This window comes from Arthrobacter sp. 131MFCol6.1, from assembly GCF_000374925.1.
Lineage (GTDB): Bacteria > Actinomycetota > Actinomycetes > Actinomycetales > Micrococcaceae > Arthrobacter.
In genome coordinates this window covers 147192-171141 of sequence record NZ_KB895545.1, presented here as the reverse complement: position 1 = coordinate 171141, position 23950 = coordinate 147192, and the positions used below count along the sequence as shown (strand labels likewise).

Here is a 23950-nt window from a genome sequence, read left to right as displayed (position 1 = left end):
TAGGATGGCACTGTGGCCGGCCTGATCAAACGCGAAGACATCGATGAAGTGCGCCAGCGCACCGACATCAAGGAAGTCGTCGATGGCTACGTGACGCTCAAGGGTGCCGGGCTGGGGTCCTACAAGGGTCTGTGCCCCTTCCACGACGAACGCTCACCCTCCTTCACGGTTCGCCCCCAGGTTGGCCGGTACCACTGCTTTGGCTGCGGCGAGGACGGCGACGTCATCTCCTTCGTCCAAAAGCTGGACCACATCTCCTTCCACGAGGCCGTCGAGAAGTTGGCCCACCGGATCGGCTTCGAGCTCCACTACGAGGACGGCGGCTCCGGGCCCAACCGGGAGGACATCGGCCGGCGCCAGCGTCTCCTGGACGCGCACAAGGTGGCCGACGAGTTCTTCCGCGCCCAACTGCTCACCCCCGGCGCCGCGGAGGGCCGCAACTTCCTCTACGGGCGCGGCTTCGACCGTGCGGCGGCCGAACAGTTTGGTGTGGGCTACGCACCGCAGGGCTGGGACTCGCTCCTCAAACACCTTCGCGGCCGCGGCTACACGGACGCCGAGCTCAAGCTGACCGGCATGTTCTCTGAAGGCGGCCGGGGCATCTACGACCGTTTCCGCGGCCGGCTGATCTGGCCCATCCGGGACATCGCCGGCGACACCATCGGCTTCGGCGCACGCAAGCTCTATGAGGACGACCAAGGTCCGAAGTACCTGAACACCCCCGAAACCGCGCTCTATAAGAAGTCCCAGGTCCTCTACGGAATCGACCTCGCCAAGCGAAACATCGCCAAGGACCGCCAGCTCGTGGTGGTCGAAGGCTACACCGACGTCATGGCCTGCCACCTGGCCGGAATTCCGACGGCCGTAGCCACGTGCGGGACCGCCTTCGGCACCGAGCACATCAAGATCGCCCGCCGGCTGCTCTCCGATGACGGCAGCGGGGGAGAGGTCATCTTCACGTTCGACGGCGACGCCGCCGGGCAGAAGGCGGCCCTGCGCGCCTTCGAAGAGGACCAGCGGTTTGTCGCGCAAACCTTCGTGGCGGTCGAACCCAATGGCGCGGACCCCTGCGAACTGCGCCAGTCCAAGGGCGACTCCGCCGTCCGGGACTTGATCGGGAGCCGCCGACCGCTGTTTGAGTTTGCCATCCGGGCCACCCTGAAGCGGCACAATCTGGACACCGTCGAGGGCCGGATCGCGGCCCTGCGTGAATCCGCGCCCGTGGTGGCGCAGATCCGCGACGCCGGAATCCGGCCGGCCTATGCCCGGGAGCTCGCCGGCTGGCTGGGGATGCCGGTCGAGGAGGTCAGCAGGGCCGTCGGTGCGGCGACCAAGCGCGCCGCGCAGGCCGCATCGGCTCCGCCGGGCGGCGGCCAGGCCCAGAGCCATGGGCAGGGCGGCGGGCAGGGCTATGCCGGGTCCGGCCGCGGCTACGCCGGGACCGCGCCCGGCGTTGCCCCCTTGCCGCCGTCGGCCGTACTCCCGTCCTTCAATCGCCCTGATCCCCGGGACCCCGTGGCAGCGATGGAGCGTCAGGCGCTCGAGGTCGCGCTGCAGGAACCCGGCATGCTCGAGGGCGAGACATGGCAGCGCTTCTCGGAAGCGCGGTTCTCCACACCCGCCTATCTCGCCATCCACGAGGCCATCCGGGCCACCGGACTCGGGTTTTCCGGCGACCCGGTGCGCTGGGTCGAGCAGTTGCTGCAGGAGGTCCCTGAACCGCTGCGCCCGCTTGTGTCCGAGCTCTCCGTGGTGCCCCTGCCGGCCAATACTTCCGAAGGCGTCCTGCGCTACTGCAAGGACATCCTCGCCCGCTTGTTCGAACTCCAGATCACCCGGGTCAAGGCCGAGAAGATGGGCCAGCTGCAGCGCCTGGACGCCTCGGCTGACCCCGAGGAATTCCAGCGGCTGAATCGCGAACTCATGCAACTTGAGATGCAGCGGCGGTCCCTGCGCTCGGACGCCTGAGCCGCCGATTTCGTTTCCCGGGCTGGTGTTTGCTAGGCTTATACCCGCTTCATTCCTCCTTAGCTCAATTGGCAGAGCATTCGACTGTTAATCGAAGGGTTGCTGGTTCAAGTCCAGCAGGAGGAGCGCGCAGTCCCCGTTCCGGGTTCCGGAACGGGGACTTTTTTATACCCGGAGGGGGTATTTCGGGACTGGCTGGCGCCGGCTCCGCGGCCGATTTCCCTACCGGCAAAACCTTTGCTAATGTCGTACCTGCTTCATTCCTCCTTAGCTCAATTGGCAGAGCATTCGACTGTTAATCGAAGGGTTGCTGGTTCAAGTCCAGCAGGAGGAGCGGACAGGTCCCGCGGCCGGTGAAAGCCAGCCGCGGGGCCTTTTTTATTTCTTCGTTCTTGTTGCTCCGTCAGTGGGCTGGGCTTCCAGCCGGACGTCCCAGGGGGGCAGTTCAGGTGGCGGGATCAGACGAAGTACATTTCCACCTGGAGGAAGCGCTGGGCCTCGGCGACCGCTGCCTGGAAGGCCTCCTGCTCGGTGGGGGACTTCCGTGGCTCCCGCGGGTGCCATTCATGCGGCGCAGAGTGCACCTGGGTGAATCCGCCGCCCGGGGGAGCATAGAAGATGCCGAACCGTTGCACCGGCCACTCCGGGGAAGATTCCGGTGCCACGAGGAGGGCGGAGTCATAGGCAGGGTTGTACCACTGGGCAATTGGGCGCCGGCGGTCTTCGGTGAACAGACCGGCGGCGAACAGGGCCGCCGACTGCGGACTGGTCTGGCTGCACAAACGATCCCACCACAGGGGCAGGATTCCGGCGTCGCACCGCTGCCAAGTGGCCGGAAGGGGCGGGTGATCCTGCCTGTCGGGCATGAAATAACTTTATCGCCCGCCGCGGACGTCGAACAGGGTGCGACGGGGCGCAGGACTGCAGGCCAGTGACAAGGCTGTGGGTGCGGCGGTGCCCGTTGTACAGGCTATTCCGGCTGGCCGGGGGACATGTCCAGTCGTGGTCCTGGCGGGTGGACCTAGTGCCAATATGTCCAGTCCTCGGTGCCAAGAGTGGGCATGTCCCGCCGGGGAAGCCGCGAAGAATGGGCATGTCCCGCCGGGGAGCCCGGCTATTGGATCGGTGGCACCGTGCTGGGCCGTACAACCAGCCACAGTGCAGCGGCCGCCAGCAGGATGCAGACGGCCTGGACGGCGCCCATCGGGGTTGCGGAGCTGACGCCGAGCCAGCCGACCACCGGCGAGATAAGGCCCGCCATCAAGAAGGTCGCCGCGCCGAGAAGGGAAGCCGCGGTTCCTGCCTGGGCGCCATGTTTGGACAGGGCCAGGACCTGCACGGTGGGGAAGGTGAAACCGGCGCCGAGGATGTAGAACCACAGCGGCACCAGGACGCCCCACAGCCCGAACCCCAGCTGGTCGAAGACGACAATCAGGACGGCCATGACGAACATCCAGGCCGTGGAACAGGCCAGGATCCACTGTGGCGGGACGCGCTTGATGAGCCTTGCGCTGGTCTGCACGCCCGCCACGATGCCCAGCGAGTTGACGCCAAAGAGCAGGCCGTACTGCTGGGGCGTGAACCCGTAGACATTCTGGAACAGGAACGGCGAGGCCGAGAGGTAGGTGAAAAGGCCCGCGAAGTTCATCCCGCCCACCAGCAGCAGGCCCACGAAGATCCGGTCGGAGAAGAGCACCTTGTAACGCTGGCCCGCGGTCATCCCGGATTTGCCGCGCAGCTCCGGCGGCAGGGTCTCCCGGATCACGAAGAGGGCCGCGATGATGACGCAGGTCCCGTAGGCGGCCAGGAACAAGAAGATGCCGGGCCAGGGGACCAGCAACAGCAGCTGGGAGCCGATCACCGGGGCGAGGATCGGGGCCAGCCCGTTGACAAGGGCCATCCTCGCGAACATCCGCACCATCGCGTAGCCGCTGAACAGGTCACGGACCATGGCCATGGCCACCACACCGCCTCCGGCAGCCCCGACGCCCATGAGGACGCGGAAGAAGCCCAGCGTGGCGATGTCCGTGGACTGCGCGGCGCCCAGGGATGCCGCGATGTGAACCGCCGTCGCCACGATCAGGGGCAGCCGCCGGCCGAACTTGTCACTCAGCGGACCCACTACCAGCTGTCCCAGCGCGAAACCTATGGTCGTCCCCGTGAGCGTCAGCTGCACCGCGGCCGCGGAGACGCCCAGGCTTTCTTCCAGGGCAGGGAATGCGGGCAAGTAGAGGTCAACCGTGAACGGCCCGAGGGCGGTCAAAGCGCCGAGCGTCAGGATGTAGAGGAATTTACGACGGCGGCTCAGGGAATCACCGGGATTGTGGGGTGTGCTCACAGAGGTCCATCCTAGGGCCCGCCGGGATAGCCGGCCGGTGGCTGGGCAGGCGCGCCACACCTTGCCCGAAAGGGCCTCCCAAGAGCCTAAATGATAGTTTTGACACCGGGGTCTGTGCGAAGCTGTCCAGACCCGGCAAGCCCGCGCGAGCGGATCGACGGATGGCACCAGTTAGGCGGGACCGATGAGCGGACGTCACAGCGGCGGGACAGGCGGTGGGCTGCGCATTTCCGCGCTGCCGCAAACCCTGAAGATGATCTTCAAGCTGGCGCCCCGGCAGCTCAGTGACGAGATTGCGCTGGCCAAGGCCGAAATCAAGCGCAAGGGGATCCAGCTCGGCGTCGCAGGCGCCTTCTTCGCCGTCGCACTGGTGTTCGTTGCGTTCCTGCTGGTCGGACTCGTCGTTGCGGCAATCATGGGACTGGCCACGATCATGCCCGCCTGGCTCGCCGCCCTGCTGGTCTGCGCAGTCTTCCTGGTCATCGCCGCGATCGGGGCGCTCATCGGTCTGAACAAGTTCAAGAAGCTCATGCCGCTGGTCCCCGAGGAGACTATCCGGGGGCTCAAGTACGACCTCGGCATCGCCAAGGAGGGCTCCGCCTTCGACGCGGCGATCCTGGATCCGAACTCCGAACAGTACAAAGCCGCCAAGGCCGCCAAGGAAGCCGCCGCCGCCAAGGCGAAGGCGGAGAAGGAAGCCAAAGCGGCCGCCAAGCCCGACTTCGGGCCGCCCCCCACAGAGGCCGAACTCCGACGCCGGGTGGACCAGCGGCGCACGCATCTCACCGGCGTGCGCGACGACCTCGGCCGCGAACTCGACGTCAAGACCCAGGCCCAAACCCTGCTGGCCGCCACCCAGGCCCGACTCCAGGACGGCAAGGAGCAGCTCAGCGACAAGATCGCAGGCTTCCGCTCCTCAGTCCGCACCTCGGCGGGGTCCTCCACATCCGCTGACGGGCAGGGCCTGGCCGACACGATCAAGCAGCGCTGGAAGCCCCTGGCTGTGCTCGCCGCGTCGGGAGCCGCCCTCGCGGTCCTTGTGCGCCGGCTGCTAAAGGGCTAGGCAGATCCCTGAACCCAAACGCCAAACCGTTGCCGTCCACGGAAGGGGGGAATCGATGAAGTTCATCGGCGCTGGCGCCCGCCCCGGGCAGCCCCTCGTCCACCGCGACGCGGTCTTCACGGTCCCCAATGTCCTGACTGTGGTGCGCTTCCTTGGTGTTCCGGTGTTCATCTGGCTGGTCCTCTCGGAGCACAAGTACGGTTACGGTGCCCTCGTGCTCGCCATCATGGCCAGCACCGACTGGGTGGACGGCTACATCGCCCGCCGCTTCAATCAAATGTCCAACCTCGGCCGGGTCATGGACCCGATTGCCGACAGACTCTCGCTGATCGCCGTCGCCGTGACCCTCGTGATCGCAGGCGTCGTCGAGTGGTGGTATCTCGCCGCGCTGCTGGTCCCGGACGCGGTCCTGCTCGCCCTGTCACTGTTCTATTTCCACGGCCACCCGGATCTGCCGGTGAGCCGCATCGGAAAAATCCGGACGGGCCTGCTGCTGGTGGGCACCCCGCTGCTGGTGCTGTCCAAACTTCCGGTGCCCGCTGCCGACGCGTACGCCACGGTCGCGTGGATCTTCCTGGGCCTGGGCCTCGTCGGGCACTGGATCGCGGCCTACAACTACGTCTGGGCCATCATCGGCAAGGGCAGGCAACTTCGCGCGCACGACGGCGGCTCCCACTGATGGTCTGGGTTGCGGTACTGCTTGCGGTGCTCGGTGCCTTCTGCCTGGCCTTTGGCGCCCAGCGCCAGGGCAGCGCGGTCAAGGCCGATACCGGCGGCCTGGCGCTGAGCACCCACGGCCTGCTTCGGCTCGCGCGCAATCCGCGCTGGCTTTTCGGGTTCATGCTGCTGTGCGTCGGGATGGCGATGAACGCCGTCGCGCTCGTCATGGCCCCGCTGACGGTGGTGCAACCGATCGGCGCGATCGCCCTGGTCATCACCACCGTGGTCAACACCAAGGACCAGGGCCTGAGCATGAACCGGGCCACCATCGTGGCCATCTCGCTCTGCGTGACAGGTTCAGCACTCTTTGTGGTGCTGGCCGTCAATGTCACCCAGGAAAACCACAACGTCAGCAGCTCGGACGAACTGACCATCGTGCTGCTCCTGGCCCTGGCGGTTGGGCTCTTCGGAACGCTCGCCGTCCTGTTCAAGCACCGCATGAGCGCCTTCGTCTACATCCTCGGCGCCGGCGTCCTGTTCGGCTTCGTGGCGGTCCTGACCCGCATCATCGGCCGGCATCTGTTGGACCCGAACGGGCAGTTCCTGCTGAATGTGCCGTGGTACAGCGCCGTGGCAATTGTGGCTGCAGGCGTGCTGGGATCGTGGTTTGTACAGAATGCCTACTCCAGCGGACCGCCGGACCTCGTGATCGCCGGTTTGACCGTGATCGACCCCATTGTGGGCATCGCAATCGGCATCGTAATTCTGGGAGAACTGCGTCCCGACGTCCAGCCTGTGATGGCTATCGCCATGGGGACGGCCGCATCACTTGCTATCGTGGGAGTAATAGCCCTTTCCAGACACCACCCGGAAGTCACCAAGCGCAAGAAGGACGCGCGGAAGACTGCGGGCAGGTCCTAGGGCGTCCGCCCAGACTTCGGCTGCAGGCCCGGCGCCCGTGCGCCGATGGCCAGCCGGCCACCTTTGATCCAGCTGACCGCACAGCGACCACCAGGAGCTCTCCACGTGACCACGTCCGACAACCAGCCGCCGCTGACCATCCTGATTGCCGCTGACACGTACCCGCCCCACGTCAACGGCGCCGCCCAGTTCGGCTACCGCCTGGCCAAGGGGATGACAGCCCGCGGTCACGAGGTCCACGTCCTGGCATGCCGCCCGGGCAAGGGCCCGAGCTACAGCGAGTTCAGCGACGAGGCCACCGTCCACCGCCTGCGCTCCCACTCCGTGCCCACGCACGAGTATTTCCGGGTCACCTTCCCCTGGGAGATCAAAAAGGAAATCGGGCTGCTGTTCGACCGCATCCAGCCGGACGTGGTGCACATCCAGAGCCACTACATGATCGGCGAGCACGTCCTGTACGAGGCCGTGAAGCGAGGCATCCGGGTGGTGGCGACCAACCACTTCATGCCCGAAAACCTGAACCCCTTCCTGCCGTTCCCGCAATGGTTCAAAGACATCGTGGGCCGGATCTCCTGGCGTGACATGGGCAAGGTCATGGGCCAGGCCGACGTCGTGACCACACCCACGCCGCTTGCCGCCAAGGCCATGCACCAGCACGCCTTCCTGCGCCAGGTCCTGCCCCTCTCCAACGGCATCGACGCCGCCGCCTACGAGCTGCATCCCGGCGAAACCGCGGAACGCCACGCCAGCCCCACCGTGCTCTTCGCCGGCCGGCTGGCGGAGGAGAAGCATGTGGACGTCCTGATCGACGCCGTAGCCAAGACGCCCAAAGAACTCGACATTCACCTCGAAATCGTCGGCGGCGGCGAAGTCCGTCCTGCCCTCGAGGCACAGGTCGCCCGGCTCGGACTGGCGGACCGGGTCAGGTTCCTCGGCCTGGCCAGCGACGCCGAGCTTCGCAAGGCCTACATCACGGCCGACGTGTTCTGCATGCCCGGCACGGCGGAGCTCCAGTCCCTCGTGACCCTGGAGGCGATGTCGGCGTCTACGCCAGTCCTGCTGGCCAACGCCATGGCGCTGCCGCACCTGGTCCGCGACGGGGAAAACGGCTACCTCTTTATCCCCAACGACAGCGACGACCTCGCCGCCAAGCTGACGCGCGTGTTCTCGCTGCCGGACCACGAGCGTGATGCGATGGGCAAGACCAGCCGCGAAATGGTGGAAAGCCACGGCATCGCGCGCACGCTGCAGACATTTGAGGACATCTACCGGGGCGCCAGCTACGACGACCTGGTCCTCTAGGCACGCCGCCTGGCAGGGATGCGTCCACTCCGAACGCGTCCAGTCCCAGTGCGTCCAGTCCAACAGCATCCAGGTCAGTTGCGCCGGGCCGCCTGCCGGTGGCGGCGCGTACGTGTGATGCGTCTACTATTGCTAGAGTATTTTTGCCCGGAACCAATCCGGCCCCCAGCGGGCCAGGTCCGGCTCCGGGCGCAGGGGGCTATAGCTCAGCTGGTTAGAGCGCGGGACTCATAATCCTAAGGTCCTCGGTTCAAGTCCGAGTAGCCCTACATTCATTTCTGCGGCAGCCTCCTCATCAGGGGGCCCGCAACCACGGGAGCCGTGGCTGACGTCCGACGTCGGCCACGGCTCCCTTTTTGTCGGGGTCGGGTCCGACGCTTGCAGGCGTCTCGACACTGCGATATGTTACTCATGAGTAACATATCGTCGGCGCGAAGCCGGCGCCCTTTTGGTCCCCGCTGATCGAGTGAAGGAACACCATGTCCAAAGCTGCCATCGACATCCATAACCTGCCCTACGCCGATGGCGACTTCTTTGCGTTCGAGCAGCTGCTCAGCGCCAAGGAGCAGGACAGGCTGGCCGAAGTCCGCGAGTTCCTTGCCCGCGAAGTCCGGCCGATCGCCGTCGATTGCTGGAATCGCGCGGAGTTCCCCATGGAGCTGATCCCGAAGCTGGCAGAAATCGACCTGGTCAGCCCCGTCCGGAGGCAGGGCTACTCGAACCTCTTCGCCGGCATCCTGCACGCGGAAGTCACCCGCGCCGACACGTCGATCGCGACGTTCATGGGCGTCCATGACGGGCTCTTCACCGGCTCCATCGAAGCCCTTGCCTCCCAGGAGCAGCAGGACGCGTGGCTTCCCGAGATTTACTCGCTCAAGAAGATCGGCGCCTTCGGCCTCACCGAGCCCCTTGGCGGCTCCGACGTCGCCGGCGGTACGCGCACCACGGCGCGGCGCGACGGCGGGAACTGGATCCTCAATGGAGCCAAGCGCTGGATCGGCAACGCAACCTTCTCCGACTGGGTGGTCATCTACGCCCGCGATGTCGAGGACAACCAGGTCAAAGGGTTCCTCGTGGACACCAAGACCGAGGGGTACAGAGCCTCGAAAATCGAGAACAAGATCTCGCTGCGCACGGTTCAGAACGCCGACATCACGCTCGATAACGTTGTGGTGCCGGAGTTCTTCAAGCTCGCCAATGCCAACAGCTTCCGTGACACGAACAAGGTCCTGAAAGTCACCCGCCTGGCCGTTGCCTGGCAAGCGGTGGGGCAGCAGCTCGCCGCCTTCGACGTCGCCCGGCGCTACGCCGTGGAACGCAGCCAGTTCGGCCGCCCGATTGCCTCCTTCCAGCTGATCCAGCACCAGCTCGTGCAGATCCTCGGCAACGCCGTCAGCTCCATGGGCATGATGGTGAGGCTCTCCCAGCTGGAGGATGCGGGGGAGGCGAAGGACGAGCAGTCCGCCCTGGCCAAGGCGTTCACCACCGCGCGCATGCGCGAAAGCGTGGCCCTGGGACGGAGCATCCTCGGCGGCAACGGGATCGTGACGGACTTCGAAATGGCCAAGGTCTTTGCGGACGCCGAAGCCATCTACTCCTACGAGGGCACGCACGAAATCAACACCCTGGTCACCGGCCGGGCGATCACGGGCATTTCCGCGATCGTCTGATGCGCCAAACGGCCGACGCGGAGGCCCGCGTGCCTCAACGGAGGAGCCGCGCATCAAGGCGGCGCCAAACGCCGCATCACGGACCCGGCTCCAGGGGCGGGAGCAGGACGGAAGGCCTCAGGTCCATCACGAACGCCAGCGGGTTGACGTAGTCCTCGCCGCGGCGGACGCCCCAGTGGAGGCAGGGCGGGGCCGGGCCGCAGTGGCCGGCCTGCACCCGCCCCAGGACCTCGCCTTCCGCCACCGCGGTCCCAGCCGTCAGTGAACTCGCCACCGGCTCGAAACTGCTGCGCAGCCCGTTGCCGTGATCGATCGTGATGACCGGCCGGTCCACCACCGTCCCGACAAAGCTCACCGTCCCGGCGGCCGGCGACAGGAGTGGGGCGCCATCGAAGGCCGCCTCAATATCGACACCGCGGTGACCGCTGAGCCACGGCCTGGCCGGGGGATCGAAGGCGCGCAGCACCGCCGGCCGCGGGCTAAGCGGCCAGCTCCAGGCAGGTTCCGGGACCGGCCCTGCCCTTGGAGAGCCCCGGCCGGGTGAAATCGCAGCCTGGGCGCCGGCGCCGATGTCGGCGGCGGCGGAGATATGGGCATCGGCGGCGATGGGGGACAGCGCCAGGGACAGCGCCAGGGACAGCGCCAGGAACGGTGCCGCCAGGAACAGTGGCGCCAGGAACGGTGCCGGCAGGCCAAGGGGGAGCTTCATGGCCCCAGCCTGCCAAGGCAGCGCCCCGGACGGAATCTCCCGCCATGGCTATGTGGATAAGGTGCCCGCCGACCCCCGCCCAAGCCCCGGAACCCCGCCCCGCTGCCGTGGCAAAACCGTCTTTCGGGGCGGGGCCGCTGTAGTACACTTGGTGGAGCAGTTTGCTGTGCCCTCACGCTTGTAAGTCGCGATACTTCGTGATTGCCGAAGCCGGCACGCCTCATTCAGGGGTGCGGGGGAACAGCAGCTGACTACGCGTATCCAGCCCTCCTCAAAAGAAGCCACAAACTTCGGCTGCGGAGGACTGCGCCTCCTGCGGTCCGTTCCACATGGCATGTCCATATGGCGCGGATGGGAAGTGCAGTGGATGCCAGGAGCAACGCCCATCCCGGGCGAATGCTAAACAACCGTCAACTATTGGCAGGGTAAGAGGGCCATGGGCTCTCTCATGAATGACCTGCCGGAAGGAGCGTCGGCATGCCCGTCGTAACTATGCGCCAGCTGCTTGACAGCGGCGTCCACTTTGGACACCAGACCCGCCGTTGGAACCCGAAGATGAAGCGCTTCATCTTCACGGAGCGCAACGGTATCTACATCATTGACCTGCAGCAGTCGCTGTCCTACATCGACCGTGCCTACGAGTTCGTGAAGGCCACCGTTGCACACGGCGGCACCGTTCTCTTCGTCGGCACCAAGAAGCAGGCGCAGGAATCCATCGCCGAGCAGGCCACCCGCGTTGGCCAGCCCTACGTCAACCAGCGTTGGCTCGGCGGTATGCTGACCAACTTCCAGACGGTCTCCAAGCGCATCCAGCGCATGAAGGAACTCGAAGAGATCGACTTCGACGACGTCGCCGGTTCGGCTTACACCAAGAAGGAACTGCTGCTCCTTCGCCGCGAACTCACCAAGCTGGAAACCAACCTCGGTGGTATCCGCAACCTGACCAAGGCGCCGTCCGCGCTGTGGATCGTTGACACCAAGAAGGAACACCTTGCTGTCGACGAGGCCAAGAAGCTGAACATCCCGGTTGTGGCCATCCTGGACACCAACTGCGATCCCGACGAAGTCGACTTCCCGATCCCGGGTAACGACGACGCCATCCGCTCCGTCAACCTGCTGACCCGCGTTGTCGCCGACGCCGTTGCTGAGGGCCTCATCGCCCGTAACCAGCGCGCCACTGGCACCACGGAAGCTCCGGAAGAGCCGCTGGCCGAGTGGGAGCGCGAGCTCCTCGAAGGCAACAAGGCTGAAGCTGCTGCAGCGCCCGCCGCTGAGGCTGCACCGGCTGCTGAAGAGGCCCCGGCCGCTGAAGCTGCTCCGGCCGCTGAGGCCGCTCCGGCTGCTGAAGAAGCACCGGCTGCTGAAGAAGCACCGGCCGCCGACGAAGCCAAGTAGTCAGACAAGTAAATCTGGATCTCCCCACATGCGCTCAGCTGCATAGGGGGTACCGACAGGATGGCCGCTCACTCGGTGAGCAGCCGTCCTGTCGGTCCGTACACCACATAAATTTCTAGACAGAGGGGTTCACATGGCGAACTACACTGCCGCTGATATCAAGGCTCTGCGCGAGCGCACCGGCGCCGGCATGATGGATGTCAAGAAGGCTCTTGACGAAGCCAACGGTGACGCCGAGAAGGCCATCGAAATCATCCGCATCAAGGGCCTGAAGGGCGCCACCAAGCGCGAAGGCCGCTCCACCGCTGAAGGCCTGGTTGCTGCCAAGGTCGCCAACGGCGTCGGCGTGATGATCGAAGTCAACTGCGAGACCGACTTCGTTGCCAAGGCCGACAAGTTCATCCAGCTGGCCGACAAGGTCCTGGCCGTGGCTGTCGAGTCCGGCGCTGCCGATCTCGAGACCCTGCTGGCCACCGAGGTCGACGGCAAGCCGCTGTCCGAGGTCGTCATCGAAGAGGGCGCCGTTCTGGGCGAAAAGGTTGTTGTCCGCCGCATCTCCCGCATCGAGGGCGCTACGGTCGACGCTTACCTGCACAAGACCTCCAAGGACCTCCCGGCCCAGGTTGGCGTGCTGTTCGCTGTTGACGGCGAAGGCGAAGCGGCTGCCACGGCAGCCCACGACGTCGCCGTTCACGTCGCCGCCATGGCTCCGAACTACCTCACCCGTGAGGACGTTCCGGCCGAGCTCGTCGAGTCCGAGCGCCGCATCGCCGAGGAAACGGCCAAGGCCGAGGGCAAGCCCGAAGCTGCGATGACCAAGATCGTCGAAGGCCGCGTTACCGGCTTCTACAAGGGCGAGGTCCTCGTTGACCAGTCATTCGCCAAGGATGCCAAGAAGTCTGTCGCCCAGGTCCTCGAAGAGGCCGGCGTCAAGGCAACTGCCTTCACGCGCTTCCGCGTCGGTTCCTAGTCAGACTGGCCAGACACCAGTCAGGCACTAGCAAGACACGCTAAGGGGGTGGTCACCACGGTGGCCACCCCTTTTGCATGCACCCGTGAGGCACCGGTTCCGGTCACGGCCGGAATGCCGCCTTGGGCGCCCAGCACGATAACCTAACTCAGAGTTCACCAACGGGAAGGCACCATGGAAACCGTCACCACTTCAGCCCAGCCAAAGAAGAACAGGCGCCGCGTCCTCTTGAAGCTCTCCGGCGAGGTCTTCGGCGGCGGCAAACTGGGCGTCGACCCGGATACCGTCCGTGGCGTGGCCAAGCAGATCGCCGCCGCAGTTCCCGACGTCGAGGTCGCAATCGTCGTCGGCGGAGGCAACTTCTTCCGCGGCGCCGAACTGTCCCAGAGTGGCATGGACCGGTCCCGCGCCGACTACATGGGCATGCTCGGAACCGTCATGAACTGCCTCGCGCTCCAGGACTTCCTGGAGCAGGCCGGGGTGGAAACGCGCGTGCAGAGCGCCATCACCATGGGCCAGGTTGCCGAGGCCTACATTCCCCGCCGCGCCATCCGCCACATGGAAAAGGGCCGGGTTGTCATCTTCGGCGCCGGCGCCGGACTGCCGTACTTCTCCACGGACACCGTGGCCGCCCAGCGCGCCATGGAGGTCCACGCCGACGTCGTCCTGATGGCCAAAAGCGGCGTCGACGGCGTCTACACCGCCGACCCGAAGAAGGACCCGACGGCGGAGAAGCTGCACCGCCTCAGTTACGACGACGCCCTCCGCCGCGACATCCGCGTGATGGACCAGACCGCGATGACCATGTGCAAGGACAACAACCTCACGATGGTGGTCTTCGGCATGGAAGGCGAGGGCAACGTCACCCGCGCCATCCGGGGCGAGGACCTGGGCACCGTCGTCACCCCCTAGCAACGGCTAGGATGTTTTCAGGACCTTTCCGCCGCCAGGCGGAAGACAAAAGCGCCCGGCGGAATACATCAGGCGCACCAAGAAGACGTGCCGCGCCCCGGCCCCCGGGACGCACCAATTTCTGAGGAGAGACCGTGATCGAAGAAACCTTGCTCGAAGCCGGGGACAAGATGGACAAGGCAGTTGAGGTAGCCAAGGAAGACTTCGCCTCGATCCGGACCGGACGCGCGACGCCTGGCCTGTACAACAAGGTCATCGTCGAGTACTACGGCACGCCGACGCCGCTGCAGCAGCTGGCCTCCTTCGCGGTCCCGGATGCCCGCACCATCCTCGTCACCCCGTACGACAAGACGGCCCTGCGCGACATCGAACGCGCGCTCAGCGACTCCGAGGTGGGCGCCAACCCGTCCAACGACGGCAACGTCATCCGGATCACCATTCCCGAGCTGACCAGCGAACGGCGCAAGGAATACGTCAAGATCGTCAAGTCCAAGGGCGAGGACGCGAAGGTGTCCATCCGCAACATCCGCCGCAAGGCCAAGGAGACGCTGGACAAGCTCGTCAAGGACGGCGACGCCGGCGAAGACGAAGGCGCCCGCGGCGAGAAGGAACTGGACGCCATGACCAAGGCACACGTGGACGGGATCGACGAGCTGCTCAAGCGCAAGGAAGCTGAGTTGCTCGAGGTCTGATGAGTCAGGCACAGGAGGCCTCCGGGCCGCGCGCCCGGAGGCGGGGGAAGCAACGCGAGAACCCGACGCCCAAAGCGGGCCGGAACCTGCCCGCCGCCACCGTGGTGGGCGTTGGCATGCTGGTGTGCGTCCTCGGCGGCCTGCTGTTCCTCCCGCTGGGCTTCGTCCTGGTGACCGCCACCTTTGCGATCTTCGGCGTCTGGGAGATCTTCCGTGCGCTGGAGGCCGCGGGCACGCGCCTGCCGATCGTGCCGGTGATGGTCGGCACGGTCGCCATGCCGATCGCCGCCTACTTCGGCGGCCTCGAAAGCCTGCTCTTTGCGATGCTTGTCAGCAGCGTGGCGGTGCTGTTGTGGCGGACCCTGGAAGGCGCCGCCGGTTCGGCGCGGAGCATCTTCGCGGGGGTCTTCACCCTGTCCTGGGTGCCGTTCCTGATCAGCTTTGCGACGCTGCTGCTGCACACCGCCGACGGCGAGACGCCGGTAGGCCTGTGGCCTGACGGGGTGATTCCGGCCGGTGCGTGGCAGATCGCGACCCTGTTGCTCCTGGTGGTGGCCAACGACACCTTTGGCTACCTCGTGGGCGCCTCCCTGGGCAAGCATCCGATGGCCCCCAAGATCAGCCCCAAGAAGACCTGGGAAGGCTTCGCCGGCTCGATCGCGGGGGCCGTCGTCGTGGGCGTGCTCGCCATGATCTTCGTGCTGGGCGAGCCGTGGTGGTTCGGCGTCGTGCTCGCGGTGGGCATGGTGGCAGCCGCCACCGCCGGCGACCTGGCCGAGTCGATGGTCAAGCGCGAGCTCGGCATCAAGGACATGAGCAGCATCCTCCCCGGACACGGAGGCGTCATGGACCGGCTGGACTCGATTGTCTTTGCCTCGCCGGTGGCGTTCATCCTGTTCTCGGCCCTCACGGCCGCCTAGAAGCACAGGCCCAGCACTTCCGGCGCCTAGAATGGTGCCGAGCAAACCAGCCGAACGGCATCAAAGGAACAAAGTAACAGTGGACATTCAACGGCAGATTCCTGCGTCTTTTGACCGCGTGCAGCGGAACCAGTATGGCTACAACGCCAGGCAGGTCGACGATTTCCTGCAACGCGCACGGGTGTCATTCGAAGCTCCGTCCTCGGCCTCCCGCGCCATCAAGAGCTCGGACGTCCGCGCAGTGTCCTTCGATCCCGTGAAGGGCGGCTACGCCGCGGCCGGCGTGGATGCCGCGCTGGACCGGCTCGAGGACGCCCTCGCCCGGCGCGAGCGCGATGAGCTGGTTGCCGAACGCGGCGAGGACGCCTGGCTGCGCGAAATCGGCCGGCTCGCGGGCGTCCTGCGCGGGCGCCTGCACCGCCCGGACGGCCAGCGCTTCCGACGCCCGTCCAAGCCCAAGGCCCGCAGCTACAACACCACCGACGTCGACGACCTCTGCCACGAGCTGATCGGCTACCTCGAGGAGGACCAGCCGCTGAGCGTGGACAACGTCCGACGCGCCGTGTTCCGCCCCGCCGTGGGCCGGGAGGGCTACGAGGAAAGCCAGGTCGACGCGTTCCTGGAGCGCGCCGTCGAGCTCATGGCGGCCATCGACTAGGCACGCCCGGCCCGGAGCCCCACCCCGGATCACCGAAGCCGGGTCACCGACGCCGGGTCACCGCTCCGTCGCGAGCGGCCGTTCCGGGGTGTGCAGCCGGGTCATGAGGCGCGTCATCGTCCGCGGCACCCGGCCCCGCGTGGCCCGCGACACCAGGATCGTGACGGCGAACGCGGCCGGCACCGTCCACGCGGCCGGCTGTGCCAGCCACGACGGCGTCTGTGTCGCCCCCAGCACCGAACCGGCCACCATCGCGCTGCCGCAGAGCACGCCGCCGGTCACCATGCCCGCGATTGCCCCGGCGTCCGTCAGTCCCCGCCACCAGATGCCCAGCAGCAGGACCGGGCAGATCGTGGACGCGGTAAACGCAAACACGAGCCCCACGCTGCCGGCCAGAGCCAGCGATTCGGTCATCGACGCGATTCCCAGAGGCACCAGCGCCGAGATCAGCGCTGCCAGCCGGAAGCCGCGCACGCTGCCGCCGAACACGTCCTGGCTGATCACGCCGGCCAGCGAGACCACCAGGCCCGACGTCGTCGACAGGAACGCCCCAAACGCCCCGGCCACCACCAGCGCAGAGAGCAGGTCGCCGGCCGCCCCGCCCACCAGGCGGCCAGGCAACAGCAGCACCAGGGCGTCGGCCGGCCCGCTTTGGGCGAGGTCGGGGGCGTAGGCCCGGCCGATCATGCCGTAGGCCGTGGGGAACAGATAGAAGACCGAGAGCAGGCCCAGGACAATCAGGGTGGTGCGCCGGGCCGACTGTCCGTCCGGATTTGTGTAGAACCGGACCAGCACGTGCGGCAGGCCGAGGGTCCCGAAGAGCAGGGCCACGAGCAGGGAAATGACCTGATAGGGGCCCGAGGGTGCCAGCGCCGTCGGATTCACCGCGGGGGCTGCCTCCGCCGGGGAGCTGTTGCCGCCCAGCACCAGCAGCATGAACACGATGGGCACCGCCACCGCGGTCAGCTTCAGCCAGTACTGGAACGCCTGGACAAACGTGATGGAGCGCATCCCGCCCGCCACCACGGTGATGCAGACGACGGCGACCACCGCCACCGGGCCCACCCACGCCGGCAGCCCGGTGGTGATCCGGATGGCCAGTGCGGCGCCGTGGAGTTGCGGGACGATGTAGAGCCAGCCGACCAGGACCACCACCAGGCTTGTGACGCGGCGGACGGCACGCGAATCGAGGCGCGCCTCGGTGAAGTCCGGGATCGTGTAGGCGCCCGAGCGGCGCAGGGGAGCGGCGACGAACAAGAGCAGCATCAGGTATCCGGCCGTGTACCCCACCGGATACCACAGGGCGTCGGTGCCGGAGAGCAGGATGAGCCCGGCGACACCCAGGAAGCTCGCGGCCGAGAGGTACTCCCCGCCGATTGCTGAGGCGTTCCACCACGGCTTGACCGTCCGGGACGCGACGTAGAAGTCCCCGGTGGTGCGCGAGATCCGCAACCCGTAGAAACCGATCACAGCCGTGGCGAGGGAGACGGCGGCGAACGCCGCGACGCCGACGACGGGATTCACCGGCCGTTCACCCGGCCGCGTGGGTGGCCGCCCACCGGGCCCCGTACGTGGCCTCCCGCCGGGCCGTTCACGTGGGCCTCACGAGTTCGGTCATTTGTCGCCGGCGAGGTCCCGGTAGCGGGCCTCGTTCCTGGCCGCGGTCCGCACGTACAGCCAGGCACTGAGGCCGATCACGGGATAGATCCCGGCCCCCAGCAGGACCCAGTCGAAGGGAAGGCCGGCAATCGTGGAGTCCGCCAGGCCCGGGACCAGCCCCAGCATCAGCGGGAAGGCGAGCATGATCAGCAGGAACCCCAGGGCCACCACCAGGCCCAGCCGGAGCTGGGACCGGATGAGCGAACGGACGAACAGCTGCCCGGCGTCGGTCTCCTCCTCCGCATCGAGGGAGGCTGCCGCGGAGCGCCCGCCGTTCAGGGCGGTGCCGTTTGGTGTGACGCTGCGTGGCGCCGTGACCCGGACCCTTGTCATGCCTGCGGCCGGATACGGGTTGCGCCAAGCTTTTCCCGGACAGCAGGCAGGTGCCGGCGGCTGATAGGCAGTTCGGCTCCGGCCACCGTGACGCTGGGCCGCGCTGCGGCGAGCTTCAAGTGGCCGACGTGGCTCAGCGCGATCAGGTAGGAGCGGTGGATGCGGAGGAATCCGGCGTCGGCCCACTGCTGTTCGAGGTCCGCCAGCGGAACCCTGATGAGGTAGCTGGCATCGGCGGTGTGCAGCCGGGCGTAATCACCCTGCGCCTGGACGTAGGTGACGTCTTCGCGACGGATCATCTTGGTGGTCCCGCCCAGGTCCACGGTGATCATTTCGGGTGCAGGGGCACCGTCCTTGAGCAGTTCGCTGATGCGTCCGATCGACTTGGCCAGCCTTTCGGCCCGCACGGGCTTGAGCAGGTAGTCCACGGCCGCGAGCTCGAAGGCCTCCAGCGCGCAGTCCTCGTCCGCGGTGACGAAAACGACGGCCGGCGGACGGGCGCTGCGGGCGATGGCCCGGGCAATGTCCAGCCCGGACAGCGCCGGCATATGGATGTCGAGGAACACGGCGTCGACGTCTTCGGCTTCGAGGGCACGCAAGGCCTCGGCGCCCGAGGAGGCCCGGTGGATGGCGCCGATCCGGTCATCCCGGCCGAGCAGGAAGGCCAGTTCCTCAACGGCGGGGAGCTCGTCGTCGGCGACGAGGACGTTAATCATGGCTCTAGCGTACTGCCGGAGACATTCTTGCCCGACCGGAATCAGGCGTCGTGCCGGGGCTGGGACTTGGGGACGCGCATCGTGATCAGGGTGCCTTCGCCGGGCGCCGTCTCGATCACGAGGCCGTTGTCGTCGCCGTACACCTGGCGCAGGCGGGCGTCGACGTTGCGCAGCCCGACGTGGTCGCCGTCGCTGTGCCCGGCAAGGACAGAGCGCAGCTGGTCCGGGTCCATGCCCACGCCGTCGTCCTCGATCGTCACTTCCGCGAAGGCGCCGGAGTCGTTCGCCGTGATGGAGATGTGGCCCGGACCCTCCTTGGCCTCCAGCCCGTGCCGGACCGCGTTTTCCACGAGCGGCTGCAGGCTCAGGAAGGGGATCACGGTGCTGAGCACCTCGGGAGCGATCCGCAGGCTGACCTGGACGCGGTCCCCGAAGCGGGCCCGCTCCAGGAGCAGGTATCGGTCGATGCAGCGCAGTTCCTCGGCCAGGGTAGTGAAGTCGCCGTGGCGGCGGAAGGAGTAGCGGGTGAAATCGGCGAACTCCACCACGAGCTCCCGCGCCCGGACCGGATCCGTGTTGATGAAGGATGCGATCGCGTTGAGCGAGTTATAGATGAAGTGCGGACTGATCTGGGCGCGGAGGGCGCGGACCTCGGCTTCCATCAGGAGTGTGCGGGAAGCGTCGAGCTCGGCCAGTTCCACCTGCGTGGCCACCCAGTCAGCCACCTCGCCGGTGGCGCGGACCAGTCCCGCCCCGGCGGCCGGCGCGAAGGCGGCCACCACACCCACCACACGCGTGCCGGTTTTGATCGGGGCGATCACGACGGCGCGCTCCACCTCCGGCGCCAGCATCACGCCGCCGTCGCCAGCGGCCAGGAGCTCGAGTTCGCCGGCCGGAATGACGGCGAGGTGGCCGCCGTCGAACACTTTTGACGCGAGCCCCATCAGGGCAGGCTTGAGCTCCTCGGCGGCGCCGTCCCACGCGAGCACGCCGGTTGTGTCGGTGATGGCGAGGGCATCGCAGCCCAAGATGCTGCGCAGCTGCCGGCTGGCCTTGGCCGCACCGGCAGGGTTCAGGCCGGTCCGCAGGTACTGGCCGGCCCGGGAGGCGGCGTGGAGCGTTTTGTACGTGGCGCGCTCCGCATCGGTGCCGAGGTCGCGGAAGGAGCGGAGGACCTGGAGCCCGACGGCGACGACCACCGCGATCGCCATGGCGATCACCGCGACAGCGGCGGCGGTGAACAGGGGAGAGTCCGGCATGATGCCCAGCCTACCGCCGGTGCCGGGGCTGAGGACTCTGGCACGTGCCCGGACCCCGATGGCCGCGAAACCGGTGTATCGGTCGCCGTTTGGCGCAACGCCGGGACCGCTGAGCGACGCAGCCCGCCCCGGCTGTAGTAGGCAACCCACGCCACAGTGCACAGTGATTGCAGTCACATCGGCAGATTGGGTTGTAGGGCGCGTCCCGCGCAGACCACGGCAACCGGTGTGGGCTCACCAGTCTCAATGAGGAGGAACCGATGGGTCACGACGCCCAAGAAACGGACGCTGCGGCGGCCGTGGACTTCAAGGAAGTCCAGTCGACGGAGCAGTTCCAGGAACTGCGCACACGTCACCGCAGCTTTGTCTTCCCGCTGTCCATTGCCTTTCTGCTCTGGTACTTCGCCTATGTCCTGCTGGCCGACTACGCGGTGGGATTCATGTCGATCAAGGTCTGGGGCAACATCACCGTTGGCCTGATCCTGGGCCTGCTGCAGTTTGTCTCCACGTTCGCGATCACCGGCTGGTACGTCAGCTATTCGAACCGCAAGCTGGACCCCATTGCCTCCGAGATCCGCCAGGAAATCGAGGGGCACGAATTCGACAAGCACGGCAACCCGGTTGGGGGGACAGCAAAATGACACTCATGGTTCCCGCAGTAAACGTTGCGGATCTCAAGGACACCACCCTGCTGAACATGGGCATCTTCGCCCTCTTCGTCGCGATCACCATGGTCATTGTGATCAGGGCCAGCCGCAACAACAAGACGGCGGCCGACTACTACGCGGCCGGACGTTCCTTCACGGGCCCGCAGAACGGCACCGCCATCGCTGGCGACTACCTCTCCGCAGCGTCCTTCCTCGGCATCACCGGAGCCATCGCCATCAACGGCTATGACGGCTTCATGTACTCCATCGGCTTCCTCGTCGCCTGGCTCGTCGCCCTGCTGCTCGTCGCCGAACTGCTCCGCAACACCGGCAAGTTCACCATGGCCGATGTCCTCTCCTTCCGGCTCAAGCAGCGCCCCGTGCGCATCGCGGCAGCCATCTCCACGCTGGCCGTCTGCTTCTTCTACCTGCTGGCCCAGATGGCCGGTGCCGGCAGCCTCATCTCACTGCTCCTGGGCATCAGCGACTGGGGCGGACAAGCCCTGGTGATCATCGTCGTCGGCGCCCTGATGATCATGTACGTCCTGATCGGCGGCATGAAGGGCACCACCTGGGTGCAGATCATCAAGGCCATGCTCCTGATCGCCGGAGCCGCCGTCATGACCTTCTGGGTCCTCGCGATCTACGGCTTCAACCTCTCGGACCTGCTGGGCGGCGCGGTGGAAACCTCGGGCAACCCGAACCTGCTCAACCCGGGACTGCAGTACGGCAAGACCGAGACCTCCAAGGTTGACTTCCTGTCCCTCGGCCTGGCCCTGGTGCTCGGCACCGCAGCCCTGCCGCACGTGCTCATGCGCTTCTACACGGTTCCGACCGCAAAGGAAGCCCGCAAGTCGGTGGTGTGGTCCATCTGGCTCATCGGCATCTTCTACCTGTTCACCCTGGTCCTGGGCTACGGCGCAGCTGCGCTGGTGGGCGCCGACACCATCAAGGCAGCCCCCGGCGGCGTCAACTCGGCCGCGCCGCTGCTCGCCTTCCACCTCGGCGGTCCGCTGCTCCTGGGCTTCATCTCGGCGGTGGCCTTCGCGACCATCCTGGCCGTCGTCGCCGGCCTCACCATCACCGCGGCAGCATCCTTCGCACACGACATCTACGCCAGCGTCATCGCCAAGGGGAAGGCCGACGCCGCCACCGAGGTCAAGGTTGCCCGCCGCACCGTGGTGGTGATCGGCCTGCTGGCCATCGCCGGCGGCATCTTCGCCAACGGACAGAATGTCGCGTTCCTCGTGGCGCTCGCCTTCGCCGTGGCTGCCTCCGCCAACCTTCCGACCATCCTCTACTCGCTGTTCTGGCGCCGGTTCACCACCCAGGGAGCCCTGTGGAGCATGTACGGCGGATTGTCCGCGGCCATCATCCTGATTGCGCTCTCCCCGGTGGTTTCCGGGGCCAAGACGTCGATGATCCCGGGCGCCAACTTCGCCATCTTCCCGCTGAGCAACCCCGGCATCGTCTCCATCCCGCTCGCGTTCTTCCTGGGTTGGCTGGGCACCGTCCTGGACAAGCGGAAGGAAGACGCCACAAAGCAGGCCGAAATGGAGGTCCGTTCCCTGACGGGTGTGGGCGCCGAAAAGGCTACCAACCACTAGGAAGGCCGTACCACCAGAGGGGCTCCCGGGCAGCAGCACGGGAGCCCCTCTGTCGGATGGGCGCCTTCTGCGAAAGTGCTTTCGAGGTCAGCGCTGTGGCCTCAGCCGAATGTTCACCATCTTCAGCTCGTCGTGGCCCTCGAAGCGGTAGGCCAGCTCCACACTCTTCGTGTCACAGTCGATCGTTCCGGCGACGTCGGCGGCGTTGGCGCCGTTGTTGGAGCTGACGTTAAGGCTTGAAAAGTTTGGTTTACAGCTGCCGTCAAGCTCCAGGCTCTGCACCCCCGCGGCGAACTCCTCCGGGGAAATCTTCCGCATGAGGGCCGGATCCAGGTACTTCTCGTAGGCGGTGCTGACCTCGCCGGCGATGAGCAGCTTGGTGAAATCGTCCGCGATGCCCCGGGCCTGGTTGGTGGCTCCGCCCACCACGTTGAGGAGGACGACGACGCCGGCACTCACCAGCAGGAGCACACCGCCGACGATCCCGAGGACGATCCACAGGGCCTTGCGGCTCCTTTTCGGGGGCGGCTGGGCGGCGCCGCCGTAGTAGGGTGGCGGCTGACCCGGGCCCCCGTAGTACGGAGGCGCGCCGTTGGCCGGTGGCGGATAGTTGGGCGCTGCGCCATTACCCGGTGGCGGGTAGTTGGGCGCCGCGCCGTCGGCGGGTGGCGGGTTGTTAGGTGGCTGGTAGTTGGGTGCCGCGGCGTCGGCGGGTGGCCCGGGCGGGGGCGCGTAGTACGGAACGGGCGGCTGGCCGGACGCCGGGTGGCCGGCTGCAGGCTCATGCCCGGGCTGCGGCGGTACCGGGCGGCGTGGTTCCTCGGGACTGCTCACGGTTCAAGCCTTTCCGGCAGTCCAGACAAGCCACTGCCTGTTGCACTGGGCCGCGTGCGCGGACCCAAGGACTCAGGGGGACCCAACGGACACAGCCTAGCGCCGCGGCCGCCCACGGCACAGATGAAAAGGGGATCAGTTATCTGCGGATCCGCGCTCCAGCAGGGGCTGGATCCGGAACGGGATCAGCTCGCCCATCGCCAGTGCCGTATCGGTCCGGTCCACGCCGTCGCAGGCCAGGATCTTGCCGTTGATCCGGAACAGGTCCTCGGCGTCGAGCGCCACCACCCGCAGCAGCAGATCGGCCGAGCCCGTCAGGCCGTAGCCCTCCAGGATTTCCGGAATCCCGGCGAGCTCGACGGCGAGGGGACCGAGCTTCTGTTGCTGGACGTGGACGGAGATGAAAGCCATCAGCGGGTACCCCAGGGACACCGGATTGATCCGCCGCTCGAAGGAGAGGAACACGTGCTTCTTCTCCAGCTGGGCCATCCTGGCCTGCACCGTATTGCGCGAGAGCCCGAGCTTCTGGGCGAGGGCAACCACGGTCCGCCGGGGGTCCCGCGCCATGGCCGAAAGCAGGCGGGTGTCAGTGCCATCCAAGGTTTGCATAATGCGCAAGATTAGCACGGTTGGCGGAGGCCAAACAGTGCATAATGCTCAACTTTTTTGCGGGTGGTTGTACCCGATGAGCATTGTGAGTAGGGTCACAATTATCCG

General features: G+C 66.7%; 23 protein-coding genes and 3 tRNA genes. 17 read left to right on the top strand and 9 right to left on the bottom strand.

The annotated features are described in order from the left end of the window. Nucleotides 1–12 precede the first annotated feature (12 nt). The 3 genes from dnaG to C566_RS0111840 all read left to right on the top strand — a co-directional run bounded on the left by dnaG (nt 13) and on the right by C566_RS0111840 (nt 2302). Nucleotides 13–1968: a DNA primase gene (gene dnaG / locus C566_RS0111850; RefSeq protein WP_018774560.1), complete on the top strand. Its 1956-nt coding sequence runs from the start codon at nt 13–15 to the stop codon at nt 1966–1968. 53 nt (nt 1969–2021) lie between these two features. Further along, nucleotides 2022–2094: transfer RNA gene (locus C566_RS0111845), tRNA-Asn, on the top strand. Nucleotides 2095–2229: 135 nt separating this feature from the next. Beyond that, nucleotides 2230–2302, top strand: a tRNA-Asn gene (locus C566_RS0111840). A gap of 124 nt (nt 2303–2426) precedes the next feature. On the opposite strand, the gene C566_RS0111835 is transcribed toward C566_RS0111840, so the two are convergent. Then, nucleotides 2427–2834 carry a hypothetical protein gene (locus C566_RS0111835; protein WP_026266625.1) on the bottom strand — a complete coding sequence of 136 codons (408 nt, stop codon included), beginning with the start codon at nt 2832–2834 and terminating at the stop codon, nt 2427–2429. Nucleotides 2835–3082: 248 nt separating this feature from the next. Then, nucleotides 3083–4306, bottom strand: coding sequence for a multidrug effflux MFS transporter (locus C566_RS0111830; RefSeq protein WP_018774558.1), 1224 nt, complete (start codon nt 4304–4306; stop codon nt 3083–3085). A gap of 184 nt (nt 4307–4490) precedes the next feature. On the opposite strand from C566_RS0111830, the gene C566_RS0111825 reads away from it, so the two are divergent. From C566_RS0111825 to C566_RS0111800, 6 genes are all read left to right on the top strand, one after another. Then, the gene (locus C566_RS0111825; protein ID WP_018774557.1) at nt 4491–5369 is read left to right on the top strand and encodes a phage holin family protein; all 879 of its coding nucleotides are present in this window, start codon (nt 4491–4493) and stop codon (nt 5367–5369) included. A 55-nt stretch (nt 5370–5424) separates the two neighbouring features. Beyond that, on the top strand, nt 5425–6048 hold the full coding sequence (locus tag C566_RS0111820) for a CDP-alcohol phosphatidyltransferase family protein (RefSeq protein ID WP_018774556.1): 624 nt from the start codon (nt 5425–5427) through the stop codon (nt 6046–6048). After that, nucleotides 6048–6950 (top strand): DMT family transporter, encoded by a 903-nt coding sequence (locus C566_RS0111815; RefSeq protein WP_018774555.1) that lies wholly within the window; start codon nt 6048–6050, stop codon nt 6948–6950. The genes C566_RS0111820 and C566_RS0111815 overlap by 1 nt, the downstream gene beginning before the upstream one ends. A gap of 105 nt (nt 6951–7055) precedes the next feature. Next, nucleotides 7056–8252, top strand: coding sequence for a glycosyltransferase (locus C566_RS0111810; protein ID WP_018774554.1), 1197 nt, complete (start codon nt 7056–7058; stop codon nt 8250–8252). Nucleotides 8253–8447: 195 nt separating this feature from the next. After that, nucleotides 8448–8521 (top strand) — tRNA-Ile (locus tag C566_RS0111805). 210 nt (nt 8522–8731) lie between these two features. Further along, entirely contained in the window at nt 8732–9922 is a 1191-nt protein-coding gene (locus C566_RS0111800) for an acyl-CoA dehydrogenase family protein (RefSeq protein ID WP_018774553.1), read from the top strand. Nucleotides 9923–9998: 76 nt separating this feature from the next. On the opposite strand, the gene C566_RS0111795 is transcribed toward C566_RS0111800, so the two are convergent. Then, nucleotides 9999–10631 (bottom strand): M23 family metallopeptidase, encoded by a 633-nt coding sequence (locus C566_RS0111795; RefSeq protein WP_018774552.1) that lies wholly within the window; start codon nt 10629–10631, stop codon nt 9999–10001. A gap of 477 nt (nt 10632–11108) precedes the next feature. Here C566_RS0111795 and rpsB point away from each other — a divergent pair, with 477 nt between their 5' ends. The 6 genes from rpsB to C566_RS0111765 all read left to right on the top strand — a co-directional run bounded on the left by rpsB (nt 11109) and on the right by C566_RS0111765 (nt 16178). After that, complete coding sequence (rpsB, locus tag C566_RS0111790) at nt 11109–12026, top strand: 30S ribosomal protein S2 (RefSeq protein ID WP_026266624.1); 918 nt, start codon at nt 11109–11111, stop codon at nt 12024–12026. A gap of 133 nt (nt 12027–12159) precedes the next feature. Next, nucleotides 12160–12996, top strand: a complete 837-nt coding sequence (tsf, locus tag C566_RS0111785; protein WP_018774550.1) for a translation elongation factor Ts — start codon at nt 12160–12162, stop codon at nt 12994–12996. A gap of 174 nt (nt 12997–13170) precedes the next feature. Next, complete coding sequence (pyrH, locus tag C566_RS0111780; RefSeq protein ID WP_018774549.1) at nt 13171–13908, top strand: UMP kinase; 738 nt, start codon at nt 13171–13173, stop codon at nt 13906–13908. Between the two features lie 134 nt (nt 13909–14042). Then, complete coding sequence (gene frr, locus C566_RS0111775) at nt 14043–14600, top strand: ribosome recycling factor (RefSeq protein WP_018774548.1); 558 nt, start codon at nt 14043–14045, stop codon at nt 14598–14600. Beyond that, the gene (locus tag C566_RS0111770; RefSeq protein WP_018774547.1) at nt 14600–15520 is read left to right on the top strand and encodes a phosphatidate cytidylyltransferase; all 921 of its coding nucleotides are present in this window, start codon (nt 14600–14602) and stop codon (nt 15518–15520) included. Before frr ends, C566_RS0111770 begins: the two co-directional genes overlap by 1 nt. Nucleotides 15521–15551: 31 nt before the next feature. After that, on the top strand, nt 15552–16178 hold the full coding sequence (locus tag C566_RS0111765) for a DivIVA domain-containing protein (RefSeq protein ID WP_051082302.1): 627 nt from the start codon (nt 15552–15554) through the stop codon (nt 16176–16178). A 57-nt stretch (nt 16179–16235) separates the two neighbouring features. Here C566_RS0111765 and C566_RS0111760 read toward each other — a convergent pair whose 3' ends face one another. The 4 genes from C566_RS0111760 to C566_RS0111745 form a co-directional block, all read right to left on the bottom strand. Then, nucleotides 16236–17702, bottom strand: a complete 1467-nt coding sequence (locus C566_RS0111760) for a sodium/solute symporter (RefSeq protein WP_018774545.1) — start codon at nt 17700–17702, stop codon at nt 16236–16238. A 90-nt stretch (nt 17703–17792) separates the two neighbouring features. After that, on the bottom strand, nt 17793–18170 hold the full coding sequence (locus C566_RS0111755; protein ID WP_018774544.1) for a hypothetical protein: 378 nt from the start codon (nt 18168–18170) through the stop codon (nt 17793–17795). After that, nucleotides 18167–18886, bottom strand: a complete 720-nt coding sequence (locus tag C566_RS0111750; RefSeq protein ID WP_018774543.1) for a LytR/AlgR family response regulator transcription factor — start codon at nt 18884–18886, stop codon at nt 18167–18169. Before C566_RS0111750 ends, C566_RS0111755 begins: the two co-directional genes overlap by 4 nt. 41 nt (nt 18887–18927) lie before the next feature. Further along, nucleotides 18928–20145: a sensor histidine kinase gene (locus C566_RS0111745; RefSeq protein ID WP_018774542.1), complete on the bottom strand. Its 1218-nt coding sequence runs from the start codon at nt 20143–20145 to the stop codon at nt 18928–18930. 260 nt (nt 20146–20405) lie between these two features. Here C566_RS0111745 and C566_RS0111740 point away from each other — a divergent pair, with 260 nt between their 5' ends. After that, nucleotides 20406–20786 carry a DUF485 domain-containing protein gene (locus tag C566_RS0111740; protein WP_018774541.1) on the top strand — a complete coding sequence of 127 codons (381 nt, stop codon included), beginning with the start codon at nt 20406–20408 and terminating at the stop codon, nt 20784–20786. Further along, entirely contained in the window at nt 20783–22399 is a 1617-nt protein-coding gene (locus C566_RS0111735; protein WP_026266623.1) for a solute symporter family protein, read from the top strand. Before C566_RS0111740 ends, C566_RS0111735 begins: the two co-directional genes overlap by 4 nt. A gap of 87 nt (nt 22400–22486) precedes the next feature. Here C566_RS0111735 and C566_RS23195 read toward each other — a convergent pair whose 3' ends face one another. Beyond that, the gene (locus C566_RS23195) at nt 22487–23233 is read right to left on the bottom strand and encodes a hypothetical protein (protein WP_231386343.1); all 747 of its coding nucleotides are present in this window, start codon (nt 23231–23233) and stop codon (nt 22487–22489) included. Between the two features lie 135 nt (nt 23234–23368). Then, a complete protein-coding gene (locus C566_RS0111725) occupies nt 23369–23842 on the bottom strand; it encodes an Lrp/AsnC family transcriptional regulator (protein ID WP_026266622.1) in 474 nt (157 codons plus the stop codon). Nucleotides 23843–23950 lie beyond the last annotated feature (108 nt).

What these genes read in the sequence shown, in the direction of transcription:
- C566_RS0111835 (WP_026266625.1), bottom strand. Translation starts at nt 2,834, where the DNA reads ATGCCCGACAGGCAGGATCACCCGCCCCTTCCGGCCACTTGGCAGCGG.
- C566_RS0111825 (WP_018774557.1), top strand. Translation starts at nt 4,491, where the DNA reads ATGAGCGGACGTCACAGCGGCGGGACAGGCGGTGGGCTGCGCATTTCC.
- C566_RS0111820 (WP_018774556.1), top strand. Translation starts at nt 5,425, where the DNA reads ATGAAGTTCATCGGCGCTGGCGCCCGCCCCGGGCAGCCCCTCGTCCAC.
- C566_RS0111815 (WP_018774555.1), top strand. Translation starts at nt 6,048, where the DNA reads ATGGTCTGGGTTGCGGTACTGCTTGCGGTGCTCGGTGCCTTCTGCCTG.
- C566_RS0111800 (WP_018774553.1), top strand. Translation starts at nt 8,732, where the DNA reads ATGTCCAAAGCTGCCATCGACATCCATAACCTGCCCTACGCCGATGGC.
- C566_RS0111795 (WP_018774552.1), bottom strand. Translation starts at nt 10,631, where the DNA reads ATGAAGCTCCCCCTTGGCCTGCCGGCACCGTTCCTGGCGCCACTGTTC.
- rpsB (WP_026266624.1), top strand. Translation starts at nt 11,109, where the DNA reads ATGCCCGTCGTAACTATGCGCCAGCTGCTTGACAGCGGCGTCCACTTT.
- tsf (WP_018774550.1), top strand. Translation starts at nt 12,160, where the DNA reads ATGGCGAACTACACTGCCGCTGATATCAAGGCTCTGCGCGAGCGCACC.
- pyrH (WP_018774549.1), top strand. Translation starts at nt 13,171, where the DNA reads ATGGAAACCGTCACCACTTCAGCCCAGCCAAAGAAGAACAGGCGCCGC.
- C566_RS0111770 (WP_018774547.1), top strand. Translation starts at nt 14,600, where the DNA reads ATGAGTCAGGCACAGGAGGCCTCCGGGCCGCGCGCCCGGAGGCGGGGG.
- C566_RS0111765 (WP_051082302.1), top strand. Translation starts at nt 15,552, where the DNA reads ATGGTGCCGAGCAAACCAGCCGAACGGCATCAAAGGAACAAAGTAACA.
- C566_RS0111755 (WP_018774544.1), bottom strand. Translation starts at nt 18,170, where the DNA reads ATGACAAGGGTCCGGGTCACGGCGCCACGCAGCGTCACACCAAACGGC.
- C566_RS0111750 (WP_018774543.1), bottom strand. Translation starts at nt 18,886, where the DNA reads ATGATTAACGTCCTCGTCGCCGACGACGAGCTCCCCGCCGTTGAGGAA.
- C566_RS0111745 (WP_018774542.1), bottom strand. Translation starts at nt 20,145, where the DNA reads ATGCCGGACTCTCCCCTGTTCACCGCCGCCGCTGTCGCGGTGATCGCC.
- C566_RS0111740 (WP_018774541.1), top strand. Translation starts at nt 20,406, where the DNA reads ATGGGTCACGACGCCCAAGAAACGGACGCTGCGGCGGCCGTGGACTTC.
- C566_RS0111735 (WP_026266623.1), top strand. Translation starts at nt 20,783, where the DNA reads ATGACACTCATGGTTCCCGCAGTAAACGTTGCGGATCTCAAGGACACC.
- C566_RS0111725 (WP_026266622.1), bottom strand. Translation starts at nt 23,842, where the DNA reads ATGCAAACCTTGGATGGCACTGACACCCGCCTGCTTTCGGCCATGGCG.